This window comes from Curtobacterium sp. MCBD17_026, assembly GCF_003234895.2.
Taxonomy (GTDB): domain Bacteria; phylum Actinomycetota; class Actinomycetes; order Actinomycetales; family Microbacteriaceae; genus Curtobacterium; species Curtobacterium flaccumfaciens.
The window spans coordinates 1,481,035-1,495,338 of record NZ_CP126281.1 but is presented as its reverse complement, the minus strand read 5'-3'; the positions used below and the strand labels follow the sequence as shown (position 1 = coordinate 1,495,338).

General features: G+C 73.5%; 12 protein-coding genes. 9 read left to right on the top strand and 3 right to left on the bottom strand.

The annotated features are described in order from the left end of the window. Positions 1-9 precede the first annotated feature (9 nt). Genes DEI85_RS07065 through DEI85_RS07055 form a run of 3 tightly spaced genes read left to right on the top strand, consistent with a single transcriptional unit; the run spans position 10 to position 6,370 of the window. On the top strand, positions 10-1,086 hold the full coding sequence (locus DEI85_RS07065) for a Gfo/Idh/MocA family protein (RefSeq protein WP_258376403.1): 1,077 nt from the start codon (positions 10-12) through the stop codon (positions 1,084-1,086). A 44-nt stretch (positions 1,087-1,130) separates the two neighbouring features. Beyond that, positions 1,131-5,027, top strand: a complete 3,897-nt coding sequence (locus DEI85_RS07060) for a Pls/PosA family non-ribosomal peptide synthetase (protein WP_111124229.1) — start codon at positions 1,131-1,133, stop codon at positions 5,025-5,027. Between the two features lie 14 nt (positions 5,028-5,041). Then, positions 5,042-6,370: a M1 family metallopeptidase gene (locus DEI85_RS07055; protein ID WP_258376402.1), complete on the top strand. Its 1,329-nt coding sequence runs from the start codon at positions 5,042-5,044 to the stop codon at positions 6,368-6,370. 21 nt (positions 6,371-6,391) lie between these two features. Here the strand turns inward: DEI85_RS07055 and DEI85_RS07050 are convergent, their stop codons facing one another. Beyond that, on the bottom strand, positions 6,392-6,661 hold the full coding sequence (locus DEI85_RS07050) for a helix-turn-helix domain-containing protein (protein WP_111124239.1): 270 nt from the start codon (positions 6,659-6,661) through the stop codon (positions 6,392-6,394). 32 nt (positions 6,662-6,693) lie between these two features. On the opposite strand from DEI85_RS07050, the gene map reads away from it, so the two are divergent. Continuing rightward, positions 6,694-7,461, top strand: a complete 768-nt coding sequence (gene map / locus DEI85_RS07045) for a type I methionyl aminopeptidase (RefSeq protein ID WP_111124238.1) — start codon at positions 6,694-6,696, stop codon at positions 7,459-7,461. Here the strand turns inward: map and DEI85_RS07040 are convergent. Then, on the bottom strand, positions 7,445-7,999 hold the full coding sequence (locus tag DEI85_RS07040) for a 4'-phosphopantetheinyl transferase superfamily protein (protein ID WP_181436442.1): 555 nt from the start codon (positions 7,997-7,999) through the stop codon (positions 7,445-7,447). The two genes, map and DEI85_RS07040, sit on opposite strands and share 17 nt — an antisense overlap. Positions 8,000-8,071: 72 nt before the next feature. Continuing rightward, positions 8,072-8,275: a hypothetical protein gene (locus DEI85_RS07035; RefSeq protein WP_017885770.1), complete on the bottom strand. Its 204-nt coding sequence runs from the start codon at positions 8,273-8,275 to the stop codon at positions 8,072-8,074. Between the two features lie 283 nt (positions 8,276-8,558). Between DEI85_RS07035 and DEI85_RS07030 the strand changes: the two genes are divergently transcribed. The 5 genes from DEI85_RS07030 to DEI85_RS07010 all read left to right on the top strand — a co-directional run bounded on the left by DEI85_RS07030 (position 8,559) and on the right by DEI85_RS07010 (position 14,004). Continuing rightward, positions 8,559-10,481, top strand: coding sequence for a TPM domain-containing protein (locus tag DEI85_RS07030; RefSeq protein WP_284183495.1), 1,923 nt, complete (start codon positions 8,559-8,561; stop codon positions 10,479-10,481). Between the two features lie 113 nt (positions 10,482-10,594). Further along, complete coding sequence (locus tag DEI85_RS07025) at positions 10,595-11,320, top strand: PspA/IM30 family protein (RefSeq protein WP_110859024.1); 726 nt, start codon at positions 10,595-10,597, stop codon at positions 11,318-11,320. Positions 11,321-11,364: 44 nt separating this feature from the next. Then, on the top strand, positions 11,365-12,186 hold the full coding sequence (locus DEI85_RS07020) for an arginase family protein (protein WP_111123429.1): 822 nt from the start codon (positions 11,365-11,367) through the stop codon (positions 12,184-12,186). A gap of 55 nt (positions 12,187-12,241) precedes the next feature. Further along, the gene (locus DEI85_RS07015; RefSeq protein WP_111123430.1) at positions 12,242-13,645 is read left to right on the top strand and encodes a dihydrolipoyl dehydrogenase family protein; all 1,404 of its coding nucleotides are present in this window, start codon (positions 12,242-12,244) and stop codon (positions 13,643-13,645) included. A 2-nt stretch (positions 13,646-13,647) separates the two neighbouring features. Continuing rightward, positions 13,648-14,004 (top strand): Fe-S oxidoreductase, encoded by a 357-nt coding sequence (locus DEI85_RS07010; RefSeq protein ID WP_175330772.1) that lies wholly within the window; start codon positions 13,648-13,650, stop codon positions 14,002-14,004. The last annotated feature ends 300 nt before the right edge of the window (positions 14,005-14,304 follow it).

The following is a 14,304-nucleotide window of genomic DNA, read 5'->3' as shown; positions in this document are numbered from 1 at the left end:
CGTTCGGGCATGACGATGACGTTCCCGGAGCCCGGAGTCCACGCACTGCGGGGCGGACCCGTGCTCCGGTGGGGTGTGATCGGCCCCGGGGAGATCGCGAACGACTTCACGACGACGCTGCACGCGAACTCCGACCAGCGCGTCGTCGCCGTGGGCTCCCGCTCCCCCGAGCGTGCTGCGGCCTTCGCCGCCCGCCACGGCGTGCCCGGCGTGCACGGGTCGTACGAGGCCCTCGTGGCGGACCCCGCCGTCGACGTGGTCTACGTCGCCTCGCCGCACCCGCAGCACCTCGGGCACGCACTGCTCGCGATCGCCGCCGGCAAGCACGTGCTCGTCGAGAAGCCGATGACGACCTCGGCGGCGGACACCCGCACCCTCGCCGACGCCGCACGGGCCGCGGGCGTCCTCGCGATGGAGGCGATGTGGACCCGGTACCTGCCGGGCACCACCGTCGTCGCCCGTCTGCTCGCGGACGGGGTCCTGGGCGACGTCCGGCTCGCGACGGTCGACGTCGGGTGGCCGCACGACCCGGACCCGGCCGACCGGATGTTCGACCCCGCCGCCGGTGGGGGTGCGCTCCTCGACGCCGGTGTGTACGGGCACTGGTTCGCACGGTTCGCCACCGGCGCCGCGGTGACCAGCAGCACGACGGGGGCGGTCTCGGATCGCGGGGTGGACCTCCAGTCCGTCACCGTGTCGACGGCGGAGGGTGGCGCGCAGTCGGTGGTGACCACGTCGATGACGGCGTGGACGCCGGGGCTGGCGGTGATCGCCGGGAGCCGGGCCACGGTCCGGTACACCGACCACTTCGTGTTCCCGGCGTCGTTCGCGGTGCACCACGGGGGCGGGGAGGACCACTGGGAGGAGCCGACGGGGCTGCGTGGTCGGCAGGGACTCGTGTGGCAGGCGGCGGCGCTCGCGCAGTACGTGGCGGACGGCCGCACGGAGTCCCCGGTGCACACGCTGGACGACTCCGTCGGGATCGCGGCGGCGCTCGACGCGGCACGTGCGGCACTCGACCCGACCGGTGCGGCACCGTCCGTTGCGGCACCGTCCGTTCCCGAGCAGGACACCTCGACCCTCTAGGATCACGGGCCGGTCGTCCCGCACGCGACCGGGAAGAGGCCTCGATGACCATCGGCACCGGGAACGCGCAGCTCGAACTCGCCCGCGGCGGCGACGCACCCGCCCCACGGACCCTGTTCGACGTCCTGGTGGCGACCGCGGCGACCCACCCGGACGCGACAGCCCTCGAGGACCCCGCCGGCAGCGTCGACTACGCCGCCCTGCTCGACCTCGTGCGCGCGCAGGCCGACGACCTGGCCCGCCGCGGTGTCCGACGGGGTGACCGGGTCGGGGTGCGGATCCCCTCCGGTGGGCGTGACCTGTACCTGTCGATCCTCGCCGTGCTCGCCGCCGGAGCCGCGTACGTGCCGGTCGACGCCGACGACCCCGAGGAGCGCGCCACCCTGGTGTTCGGCGAGGCCGGTGTCGTCGGGGTGATCGGCGCGGGCGGTGTCCTGCGCGACCGCGACGGCACAGAGCTGCCGGTGACGGACCCTGCGGCGAGCGCCGAGCTCCCGCGCGAGACCGACGACGCGTGGATCATCTTCACGTCCGGGTCGACCGGGGTGCCGAAGGGTGTGGCGGTCACTCACCGCAGTGCTGCGGCGTTCGTGGACGCCGAGGCTCGGATGTTCCTGCAGGCGGCGCCGATCGGTCCGGGTGACCGGGTGCTGGCTGGTCTGAGCGTGGCGTTCGACGCGTCGTGCGAGGAGATGTGGTTGGCGTGGGGGCACGGTGCCGCGTTGGTGCCGGCGCCCCGGTCGTTGGTGCGGACGGGGGTGGACCTGGGGCCGTGGCTCATCGCGCACACGATCACGGTGGTGTCGACGGTGCCGACGTTGGCGGCGTTGTGGCCGGACGATGCGCTGGAGCAGGTGCGGCTGGTGATCTTCGGTGGTGAGGCGTGCCCCCCGGAGCTGGCGGCGCGCATCGCGAGTCGTGACCGTGAGGTGTGGAACACGTACGGGCCGACCGAGGCGACGGTGGTGGCGTGCGGGTCCCTGCTCGACGGGAGCCAGCCGATCCGGATCGGGTTGCCGCTGGACGGGTGGGACCTGGCGGTCGTCGACGCGTCGGGGTCCCGTGTGGCGCCCGGAGGTGTCGGGGAGCTGGTGATCGGCGGGGTCGGGCTGGGGCGGTACCTCGACCCGGCGAAGGACGCGGAGAAGTACGCGCCGTTCCCGGAGCTCGGGTGGGAGCGGGCGTACCGGAGCGGGGACCTGGTGCGGTACGAGCCCGAGGGGCTGGTGTTCCAGGGGCGTGCGGACGACCAGGTGAAGCTCGGTGGCCGGCGGATCGAGCTCGGGGAGATCGATGCGGCGCTGCAGGCCCTGGACGACGTGGCGGGTGGTGCTGCGGTGGTGCAGCGGACCCCGGCGGGCAACCAGGTGCTGGTCGGGTACGTGGCCCCGGTGGCCGGGGCGACGGTGGACGTGGCTGCGGCGAACGCCCGGTTGCGGCAGGAGCTGCCGGCGGCGCTGGTGCCGTTGGTGGCCGTGGTGGGGTCGCTGCCGACGCGGACGTCGGGCAAGGTCGACCGTGCGGCGCTGCCGTGGCCGTTGCCGGGTGCCTCGGACGCGACGATGCTGCCGGACACGGTGGCGTGGATCGCCGAGCGGTGGTCGGCGATCCTCGGGGTGCCGGTGGCGAGCGTCGACGACGACTTCTTCGCGCACGGCGGTGGGTCGTTGACGGCGGCGCAGCTGGTGTCGGCCATCCGCGAGCGGTTCCCGACGACGACGGTGGCGGACGTGTACGACCACCCGCGGATCGGGGCGTTGGCGGCGGCGTTGGACGAGTCCGGCCCGGTCGAGGCGTCGTCGCGTGACGTCACGCCGGTGCCTCCGGCGACCGGGTTGCTGATGACGCTGCTCGGGCTGCCGGTGCAGGTGCTCCGGGGGTTGCGGGTGCTGACGTGGACGGCCCTGGTGGCTGCGGTGCTGCACGCGACGACGCTGCCGTTCCTGCCGGTGCTGCCCTGGCCGGTGCTGGTGCTGGTGCTCCTGGTGTTCGTGACGCCGATCGGCAAGATGGCGCTGACGGTGGTGCTGGCGCGGCTGCTGCTCGCCGGGGTCCGGCCGGGGTCGTACCCCCGTGGTGGTTCGGTGCACCTGCGGGTGTGGCTGGCCGAGCGCATCGCCGAGGCGGTCGACGGCCCGTCGACGGCGGGTGCCCCGTGGATCAGCTACTACGCCCGGGCGCTCGGTGCGCGGATCGGCAGGGACGTCGACCTGCACACGCTGCCGCCGGTGACGGGGATGCTCACGATCGGCAAGCGTGCGTCGATCGAGCCCGAGGTCGACCTGGCCGGGCACTGGCTGGACGGCGACGTGTTCCACCTGGGGCACGTCCGTGTCGACGAGGACGCCGTGGTGCGCAGCCGGACGACGCTGCTGCCGGGGGCGCACGTCGGCGCGGGTGCCGAGATCACGGCGGGTTCCGCCGTCGGCGGCCCGGTGCCCGCGGGCGAACGCTGGGCGGGGGCGCCGGCGGAGCGCACCGGGTCGGCTCGTGACGACCGGGAGGCCCGTCCCGCGACCCGCCGACGCTGGCTGCTCGCGTACGGGGCCGGGTCCCTGGCCGTTGCCGGGTTGCCGGTCGTCGGTGTCGCGGTCGGACTGCTGGTCGCCCTCGCCCTGGTCGGGCGGGCGTCGACCCTGGGCGAGGCGGTGCTCCGTGCGCTGGTGACGGTCCCCCTGGTGACGGTCGTCGCCGGTGCGGTGTACGCGCTGCTCGTGGTGGTCGCGGTGCGGCTGCTCGGCATCGGCCTGCACGAGGGGCGGCACCCGGTGCGCTCCCGGATCGGCTGGCAGGTGTGGTCGACCGAGCGGGTGCTCGACGCGGCGCGCACCCTGCTGTTCCCGCTGTACGCCTCGCTCGTGACGCCGGTGTGGCTGCGGCTGCTCGGTGCCCGGGTCGGTCGGGACACCGAGATCTCGACGGTGCTGCTCATCCCGGCGTTGACGCAGATCGCGTCGGGGGCGTTCCTGGCCGACGACACGATGGTGGCCACGTACGAGCTCGGCGGCGGTCGGGCGCGGATCGGTCGCTCGAAGGTCGGCCGGCGGGCGTTCCTCGGCAACAGCGGGATGACGGGTGCCGGACGCTCGGTGCCGCGCGAGGCACTGGTGGCGGTGCTGTCCGCGGTGCCGAAGAAGGCCAAGCGCGGGTCGTCGTGGCTCGGGTCGCCCCCGGTGCGGCTGCGGCGTGCGGCGACGGAGTTCGACGAGGCGCGCACGTTCCGTCCGTCCGGGAGGCTCAAGGTCGCCCGCGGCTGCTGGGAGCTGCTGCGCCTGGTCGCCCCGATGGTCTCCGCCGCCATCGCGCTCGGCGTGGCCGGAGCACTGCTGGCGCTGTGGTCGGCCGTCGGGATCGGGTGGACGGTGCTGCTCGCCGGGCCGGTGCTCATCGCCGCCGGTGCCGTCGCCGCCGTGGTGTCGACGATCGCGAAGTGGGCGTTCGTCGGCCGGATCACCGCTCGGGAGCACCCGCTGTGGTCGTCGTTCGTGTGGCGCAACGAGGTGCAGGACACCTTCGTCGAGACCGTCGCGCGCCCCTGGTTCGCCGAGCAGGCCACCGGGACCCCCGCGCTGGCCGTCTGGCTGCGGAGCCTCGGTGCGACGATCGGCCGCGGCACCTGGCTCGAGACCTACTGGCTGCCCGAGGCCGACCTGGTCACCATCGGCTCCGGGGCATCGGTGGCGCGGGGGACGGTCGTGCAGACGCACCTGTTCCACGACCGCGTGATGCAGCTCGACACCGTCCGACTCGACGCGGGTGCCACGCTCGGGCCGCACAGCGTGGTTCTCCCAGCGGCCGGCATCGGTGCCGGGGCGACGGTCGGGCCGTCCTCGCTCGTCATGCGCGGTGAGCAGGTACCGACGGGCTCCCGCTGGTCCGGCAACCCGATCGCTCCGTGGACATCGGCCGCACCGTCGGTGACAGCCCCACCGACGCCATGAGGTTGACTGTCCCCGTGCCCTCCGATCCCGCCGCAGACCCGTACACCCCGCACAGCGGCGACCGACGGTGGAGCGCCGAGCACTACGAGCTCCGTCTCGACTACCGCGTCGCCACGAACCGCCTGGACGGCACCGCCACGATCACCGCGCGCGCCCTCGAGCCCCTCGACAGGGTCGTGATCGACCTGCACGGGCTCACGGTCGACCGGGTCGACGTCGACGGACGCCGGGCCAAGAAGGTCTCGACCGCGACGCACAAGGTGACGGTCACCCCGGCCGACCCCATCGCCGCCGACACCGTGTTCTCCGTGCACCTGCGGTACCGCGGCACCCCGCACCCCGTGCGGAGCGCGTGGGGGCAGCTCGGCTGGGAAGAACTGTCCGACGGCGTCATCGTCGCCGCGCAGCCCACGGGAGCGCCGTCGTGGTTCCCGTGCAACGACCGACCCGACGACAAGGCCACGTACCGGATCGAGATCGCGGCCGAGACGGCGTACGACGTCCTGGCGAACGGAGAGCTGCTCGCCAAGGAGCGCGACCGCGTCGGCACCCGCTGGACCTACGCCACCACCGAGCCGATGGCGACCTACCTGGCGACCGTGCAGATCGGCCGGTACCGCACCACGAAGGTGCGCACGAGCGGGGTCCCCGTCACGCTGCACCACCCCGCCGACCTCGCCGCCGCCGCGAAGACCGACTTCGGCCAGGTGCCGGAGATGCTCGCGCTGTTCGGCGACCGGTTCGGCCCGTACCCGTTCGCGGCGTACGGCGTCGTGGTGACCGACGACGACCTCGAGATCCCGCTCGAGGCCCACGGCCTGGCGGTGTTCGGCCGGAACCACGTCGACGGCGAGCACGGCAACGACCGCCTCATCGCCCACGAGCTCGCCCACCAGTGGTTCGGCAACTCCGTGACGGTCACCCGGTGGCAGGACATCTGGCTGCACGAGGGGTTCGCCTGCTACGCCGAGTGGCTGTGGTCCGAGGACCGCGGCGACGACACCGCCGACCAGCTGGCCGAACGGTACCGGCAGGGACTGCTCGAGCAGCCGGAGGACCTGGTGGTCGGTGACCCGGGCGCGAAGGACATGTTCGACGACCGTGTCTACAAGCGCGGTGCCCTCGCCCTGCACGCCGTCCGCCGCACGATCGGCGACGACGCCTTCTTCACCGGGCTGCGGAGCATCACCGAGCGGCACCGGCACGGATCCGTCACCGTGCCCGACGTGCTCGGTGCGTTCGCGGACGCCACCGGCCGCTCCGTCGCGGACGTCCGTGCGGTGACCGGGCCCTGGATCGACGAGGCGTCGGTGCCGGCACTGCCCGCGCCGCGCGCACGCTAGCAGGCTCCGCCGCCGCGTCGGCTAGCCAGCCAGCTCGCCGTCGGCCGGGTCGCAGCCGACCTCGGACCAGACGGCGTCGAGCGACAGCCCGACCACGCCCGCGACCGACGCGATCGTCGAGAACGCCGGCGTCGCGATGCGGCCGGTCTCGATCTTCCGGAGCGTCTCCGGCGAGATCCCCGCGGCCAGGGCGGTGTCCACGATCGATCGCGGACCACGGGCACGACGGAGCAGCGCACCGAGGCGACGTCCGCGGGCGACCTCGTCGGGGCGGAGTGGGAGACGGACCATGACCACATAGTAATACCGGTATGATCATCCGCGTGATCGAGATCCTGACCCCCGCCGAGGTCGACAAGGGCCGCGCCACCGGAGCCCTCGTCGGCACGATCCTGCAGACCCTGCGCGAACGCACCCGCGTCGGCACGAACCTGCTCGAGATCGACCGGTGGGCGAAGCAGATGATCGAGGCCGCTGGCGCCGACTCCTGCTACGTCGACTACGCGCCCTCGTTCGGCCGCGGTCCGTTCGGCCACCACATCTGCACGGCTGTGAACGACGCCGTGCTGCACGGGCTGCCGCACGACCAGGTGCTGCGCGACGGGGACCTGCTCACCCTCGACCTCGCGGTGTCCCTGGACGGAATCGCCGCCGACGCCGCGATCAGCTTCGTCGTCGGCAACCCGCGCCCCGAGGACCTCGCACTCATCGACGCCACCGAACGGGCACTGGCCGCGGGCATCGCCGCCGCCGGACCGGGTGCCCGCATCGGTGACCTGTCCCACGCGATCGGCACCGTCCTCGAAGCCGCGGGCTACCCGGTGAACGTCGAGTTCGGCGGGCACGGCATCGGCTCGACCATGCACCAGGACCCGCACGTGTCGAACACCGGTCGCCCCGGTCGCGGCTACACGCTCCGACCCGGGCTCCTGCTCGCGCTCGAACCGTGGGTCATGGCGGACACCGACGTCCTGGTCACCGACGCCGACGGCTGGACGCTGCGGAGTGCCACCGGAGCGCGGACCGCCCACACCGAGCACACCATCGCCATCACCGAGGACGGCGCCGAGGTGCTCACGCTCCCCCGCTGACCGTCCCGACCACCTCGACGGACAGCCCACCCGCCGCGACGACGAGCACCACGTCCGGCGCGGGGTACAGCACGGTGAGCGGTTGTTCGACACCCTCGAACCTGGCGGTGCCGGCGGCCACGTCGACCTCGACCGCGAGCGGGTCGACGCGCAGCCCGCGTCCGTCGCGTTTCAGCACGGCCTCCTTGGCCGCCCACGCGGCGGCGAGGAGCGCCGGGTCCCCGTCGGCTCGACGGAGTTCGTCCGGGGTGAACGCGTCGAGCGGCGCGGTAGCGACCCGCGACACCCGTTCGATGTCGACGCCGAGCGCCGGAGCGCCGACCGCGAGGGCAACGACCCCCGGTGCGCGCGACAGGCTCACGCCGACCGTGGTGGCCGCGGCGGTCGCCCACGGACGACCGTGGTCGGTCCCCGCGCAGTACGGGCAGACGCGCCCCGCGCGCACCGCGACCGTCTCGACGCCGGTCGCCGAAGCGACGGCGGCGACCAGCGCCTCCCGGTCGTCCGCGCGGTCAGAAGCCGGCGTCCGGAGCGTCACCGTGACGGTCTGGAGGCGCGACCCAACGACCGGGGCAGCGCCCGTCGGTCGTGTGGTCGCGCCCAGAGCGGATCAGGCGTGCGTCAGCGCGATGAGCGCGACGTTCATGGTGCTGTACTGACCCTCGGAGCGGGTCGCCTGGCGGACTCGTCCGCGCAGGACCTCGTAGCGGCCGTCGTGCTCGCGCACGAAACCGATCACACCCGTCGCCGGCGTCGACACCCGGTGGTAGCCGTCCTCGAGCGGGACGACCTCGGTGCTCGTGGTGCGTTCCATCGTTCTTCCCCTTCCGTTCATCCTCGAACAGTGGCGCCAGTCTACCCCGTCCGGGGGACAAGACGTCCACAGGAAGCACGGTCCGGAGCGTTCCCCCAGAGTCTGTCCGTGCCCCTGCGTGGCCTGGATAGACTCCGGGCGACAGCGCACTCGTGGCGCGGTCCGGTGCGGTGCCACGGGGTACCGACCGGCGACGGACGGAGGACGGATGCGAGCGGTCCAGCACGGATCGGGCACGGACGGATCGAGCGGGCACAGGGGGACAACGCGGCTGTGGAGCCGTGTGACGGCGGCCCTGGTCGCGATGCTCATCGTCCTGGCTCCGGCAGCGACCGCCCACGCCACGGCGCCCGTCGACCTGGGCGGCGCGTACGTCCTCGACGAGGCCGACGCGCTCACCGCATCCCAGCAGGCGCGGGTCGAGCAGGCCGTGCAGGACCTGTACTCCGAGACCCAGACGCAGCTGTTCGTCGTGTTCGTGCCGTCCTTCACCGATCCCACCGACCACACCGAGTGGGGCCGGGCCGTGCTCGAGCAGAACCAGATCGACACCGACGGCATCCTGCTCTCGGTCGCGGTCGACGAACGCAACTACGACGTCCAGCAGACGAACGAGACCGCGATCTCCTCGTCCGACGTGGAGAACGCCGTCAACGACTCGCTGCTCCCCCGGCTCAAGCAGGGCGACTGGTCCGGCGCCGCCGTGGCCTTCGCCGACGGGCTGACCCAGTCGCAGGCCCCGGTGGACCTCACCTGGCTGTGGGTCCTGCTGCTCGCCGTGGTCGTCGGGCTCATCGTCGTGGTCCTGGTCATCCGGACCCGGAACAAGCGCCGCACCGCCGCGGCGACCAAGGCGCAGGAAGCCTCGCTCGCCGACCTCGAACGCACCGCCGGCGGCGCGCTGGTCACCATCGACGACGAACTCCGCACCGCCGAGCAAGAGGTCGGGTTCGCGAGCGCGCAGTTCGGCCCCGACGCCGCCAAGCCCTTCGCCGACGCCGTGCAGGCCGCTCAGCGCGAGGTCCGCAAGGCCTTCACGATCCGGCAGCAGCTCGACGACGAGATCCCCGACACCCCCCAGCAGCGCGCCGAGTGGGCGAACCAGATCATCGTGATCTGCGAACGGGCGCACGCCGCCATCGAGGAGCAGACCGAGGCGTTCGACCAGCTCCGGTCGCTCGAGGACGGCATCGAGGACGCGGCCGCGTCGCTCGCCCAGGCCGTGGCCGCCGCACCGGCCTCGGTCGGAGCCGCCGCCGCTGCACTCGACCGCGTCCGCGCCCGCTACACCGGACGCACCCTCGCGACCGTGGCGAACAACGTCGACCAGGCTCACCAGGTGCTCGCCTTCGCCACCGAACGCTCGAACGCGGCCACCGCCTCGATCGCCGCCGGTGACAAGGGCGAGGCCGTCGTCGCCGTCCGTGACGCCCAGCACGCGCTCGCCCAGGTGCAGCAACTCACCGACGGCGCACTCGCCGCCGAGCAGTCCTTCGACGAGGCCACCGCCCGCGCCGAGGCGATGCGCATCGACATCCAGGGGGACGTCGCCGCCGCCCGCAGCCTGCGCTCGGGCGGGCCGGACCTCGCCGCCGCGGTCACCCGCGCCGAGGCCGTGCTCCGCCAGGGGCTCGACCCGAAGGACCCCGTGGCGGCCGTCGACGCGCTGACCCGGGCGAACACGGAGATCGACCAGGCCATCGCCGCGGCCCGCGGTGCCGAGGAACAGCGCCAGCGCGCCACCCAGGCGCTCGACGCGGCCCTGCGCGACGCCCGGAACCGGATCAGCCAGGCCCGCGACTACGTCTCCCTGCACCGCGGCGGCATCGGCCCCACCGCCCGGACCCGGCTGTCCGAGGCCCAGCGCGCCTACGACGACGCCCTTGAGCTCGCACCGAACAACCCGGGCCAGGCGCTCAACGCCGCCCGCGCGGCCGAGCAGTACGCCGCTGCAGCGATGGACGCCGCCAACGACGACCTCGGCGGCTGGGGTGGCGGCCAGGGCGGTGGCGGTGGTGGTGCCCAGCTCGGTGGACTCGTCACCGGACTCGTCCTCGGCGGCCTGCTCGGCGGTCGCGGCGGCAGCTACGGCGGCGGCTCCTTCGGGGGCGGTGGCTTCGGCGGCGGCGGGGGCTTCAGCGGCGGTGGCGGCTTCGGCGGAGGCGGCGGTGGGGGCGGCGGCTTCTCCGGCGGCGGCCGCTTCTGACGGGCACGCTCTCCCGCTCCCGACACGACCGGACCCGACCCGACCTCCGGCACCCCAGAACCAGACACGACCCGACAACACCGTCCACAGGACTTCCACGAAAGGGAACAGCAATGGCCAAGCAGACCATCTTCGGACGCATCTCCACCCTCGTGCGCGCGAACATCAACCAGATCATCGACGACGCCGAGGACCCGCAGAAGATGCTGGACCAGCTCGTCCGCGACTACACGAACAACATCGCCGACGCGAAGACCGCGATCGCGCAGACCATCGGCAACGTGCGCCTGCTCGAGCAGGACCACGAAGAGGACAAGAAGGCCGCGGTCGAGTGGGGCCAGAAGGCCGCCAACGCCTCGGCCGCCGCCGACAAGTACCGCTCCGAGGGCAAGTCGGCCGAGGCGGACAAGTTCGACAACCTCGCCAAGATCGCGATCGGCAAGCAGATCGCCGCCGAACAAGAGGTCAAGGACGCGGAGCCGAACCTGGCGTCGCAGAACGAGGCCGTCGAGAAGCTCAAGACCGGCCTCGCCGGCATGGAGCAGAAGCTCGAGCAGCTCCGCGCGAAGCGGGACAACCTCGTCGCCCGCTCGAAGACCGCCGAGGCGCAGTCCCGCGTCAACGACGCACTCGGCAACATCGACGTGCTCGACCCGACGAGCGACCTCGGCCGCTTCGAGGAGAAGGTCCGCCGCGAAGAGGCGAAGGTGCTCGGCCAGCAGGAGCTGCAGTCGTCCAGCCTCGACGCCCAGTTCGAGAGCCTCGAGGACGTCGGCAAGGACGCCGAGGTCGAGGCACGGCTCGCCGCGCTGAAGTCCGGCGGATCCTCGAGCATCTGACGAACGCCCTGACGACGCCGGACCCCAGCTGACAGACTGAGACGATGCACTTCCTCGTGGTCGGTCAGTGGCAGGGTTCGGCGTCGTCGCGCGCGATGCGGCTCGGGGACGGCGCGTCGGCGATCGCGGCCGACCTCCCCCGGGCGTCCACCACCGTGGTCGACGTCCCGGCCGGAGCGGGTGACCGCCTCGAGACCGCCGTCGCCCGCTACACCTCGGTGCTCGCCGTCGCCGAACGCGTCGCCGAGGAAACCGCCGTCGCCACCGAACCGGTGCTCGTCGTCGGCGGCGACGGCGCCAGTGTCCTCGGCGCGACCGCCGCCCTCGCACCGGACACCGCGTTCGTCCGCATCTCCGGGTCCAGCGGGTACCGCGCGCTCAATCGAGCCCAGCCCGTCGCCGCCGAGACCGCCGCCCTGCGCCTGCTGGTCGACCGCCCCGACGACCTGTTCCCCGGCCTGCCCGTGGTGCCGGCGTCCTCGGTCGTCGTCGCCGGGGTCCGCGGGGTCGAGGACGCCGAACGGGCCGCCCTCGACAAGGCCGGGATCGTGCACCTCGACGTCGACGCCGCCACCTCGGACGCCCTCGCCGCAGCGGTCGAGCGGACCGGTGCCGCATCGGTCTTCGTGCACGTCGACCTCGACGTCCTCGACCCGTCCGAGGTCGACGGACTCCTCGAACCCGTCCCGTTCGGCCTCGACGGCGCAGCGCTCGTCGAGCGCATCCAGGCCGCGACGCGCGGCCGCCGCCTCGTCGGCGCCGCGCTCACCGGCTTCGCCCCCGTCGACCCGGACCGGGCGGTGGACGACCTCGGCGTGATCCTGCGCGTCGTCGGAGCGGTGACCAGCGCCTCCCGGGTGGGCTGAGCACGGGCACGACGCGACCGGCGGACCCCCTGCCGGCCCGCGTACGCTCGGCAGCATGACGGACTACGACCTCATCGTGATCGGAGCCGGCGCTGTCGGCGAGAACGTGGCGGACTACGCCAGGAAGCGCGACCTGTCGGTCGCGATCGTGGAGGCCGAGCTCGTCGGCGGCGAGTGCTCCTACTGGGCGTGCATGCCCTCGAAGGCGCTCCTGCGCAGCGGACACGCCCTCGCCGCCGCCAAGCGGCTCGACGGTGCGAAGCAGGCCGTGACCGGCACGCTCGACGCCGCACACGTGCTCGCCCGCCGCAACTCGTTCACCTCCGACTGGAAGGACGATAGCCAGGTCGCGTGGCTCGAGTCCGCCGGCATCGACCTGATCCGCGGGCACGCCCGCATCACCGGCCCGAAGACCATCGACGTCGACGGCGAGACGCACACCGCGCGCGCCGCCGTCGCGGTCGTCACCGGTTCGCTGCACACGCTGCCCCCGGTGCCCGGTCTCGCCGAGGCGAAGCCGTGGGGCACCCGCGAGGGCACCAGCGCCCAGCAGGTCCCCAAGAGCCTGCTCGTCATCGGCGGCGGCGTCTCCGGCTCGGAACTCGCGACCGCGTGGGCGTCCCTCGGCGCGAAGGTCACCCTCGTCGCCCGGCACGGTCTGCTCGGCGGCATGGAGCCCTTCGCCGGGGAACTCGTCGCCGACTCCCTGCGCGAACTCGGCGTCGACGTCCGCACCGGCGTCAACCCGGTCCGGGTCGACCGCGACGAGCACGGTCTCGTCACCACGGAGCTCGACGACGGCACCACGGTCATCACGAGCGAGGTGCTCGCCGCCACCGGCCGCGCCGCGCACACGCGTGACCTCGGGCTCGAGACCGTCGGCCTGACCGCGGGCGACTGGCTCGACGTCGACGACACCATGCTCGTGCACGGCACCGACTGGCTGTACGCCGTGGGTGACGTCAACCACCGCGTCCTGCTCACCCACCAGGGCAAGTACCAGGCCCGTGCCGCCGGCGAGGCGATCGCGGCCCGGTACCAGGGCACGCCGCTGCACACCGAGCCGTGGGGTGCACACGTCGCCACCGCCGACCACGCCGCCTCGCCGCAGGTCACCTTCACCGACCCCGAGGTCGCGAGCGTCGGCCTGACCGAGGCGAAGGCCCGCGAGCAGGGGCTGAACGTCCGCGCGGTCGAGTACGACCTCGGTGCGATCGCCGGGTCCTCCCTGCAGGCCGACGGCTACACGGGCCGCGCGAAGATGGTCGTCGACGAGGACCGCGGGGTCGTCGTGGGCGTCACGTTCGTCGGCCAGGACGTCGCCGAGATGCTGCACGGCGCCACCGTCGCCGTCGTGGGCGAGGTCCCGATCGACCGCCTGTGGCACGCGGTGCCGGCCTACCCGACGATGAACGAGATCTGGCTCCGCCTGCTCGAGACGTACGGCCGCCCGGCCTGAGCGTGCGCAACCCGCTGCTCGACTCCCCCGTGTCCCGTGCGGGGTGGGTGTTCGCGACGGCCGTCGGGCTCGCCGTGGGCGTCCCCCTGTCGACCGGGCGGATCCGGGTGGAGGACGGGCTCGTGGTCTGCACGGGGCTGCCGCGCTGGGTCTTCCGGCGCGGAGGCACCTGCGTCGGGTCCGTGTACCTGACCCGCGACAACGACGGCCCGCGGGTGCTCCGGCACGAGCGGGTGCACGTCGAGCAGTGGCGCCGGTACGGCATGCTCATGCCGCTGCTGTACGCCGTCGCCGGGAGGGATCCCCTGCGGAACCGCTTCGAGGTCGAGGCCGGCCTGGAGGACGGCGGCTACCGCTGACGGATGCGGCGGGCGCTGCGTCCTGCGTCCCGCCGAGGTCGCTTGCGGTCGCCTGCGGTGGCCTGCGGTGGCTTGCGGTGGCACGACACGCCGTGTGCGCGTCGTCGTGGTCGCGCGAACTGTCGTCCCGACGCCGGTCGGGCGGCAGTTCGTGCCACCTCGGCGGGCGTGCCGACCGGCGGCTCGGTCGGTCGCGACACCCCGCCGGGTGCGCTGCGAGCGGTCACAGACCGTCGCCCGCGGCGCCCCCAGCCGACGGTTCGTGACCACTCGGCGCCCGGCCCACGACGTGTCCTGACC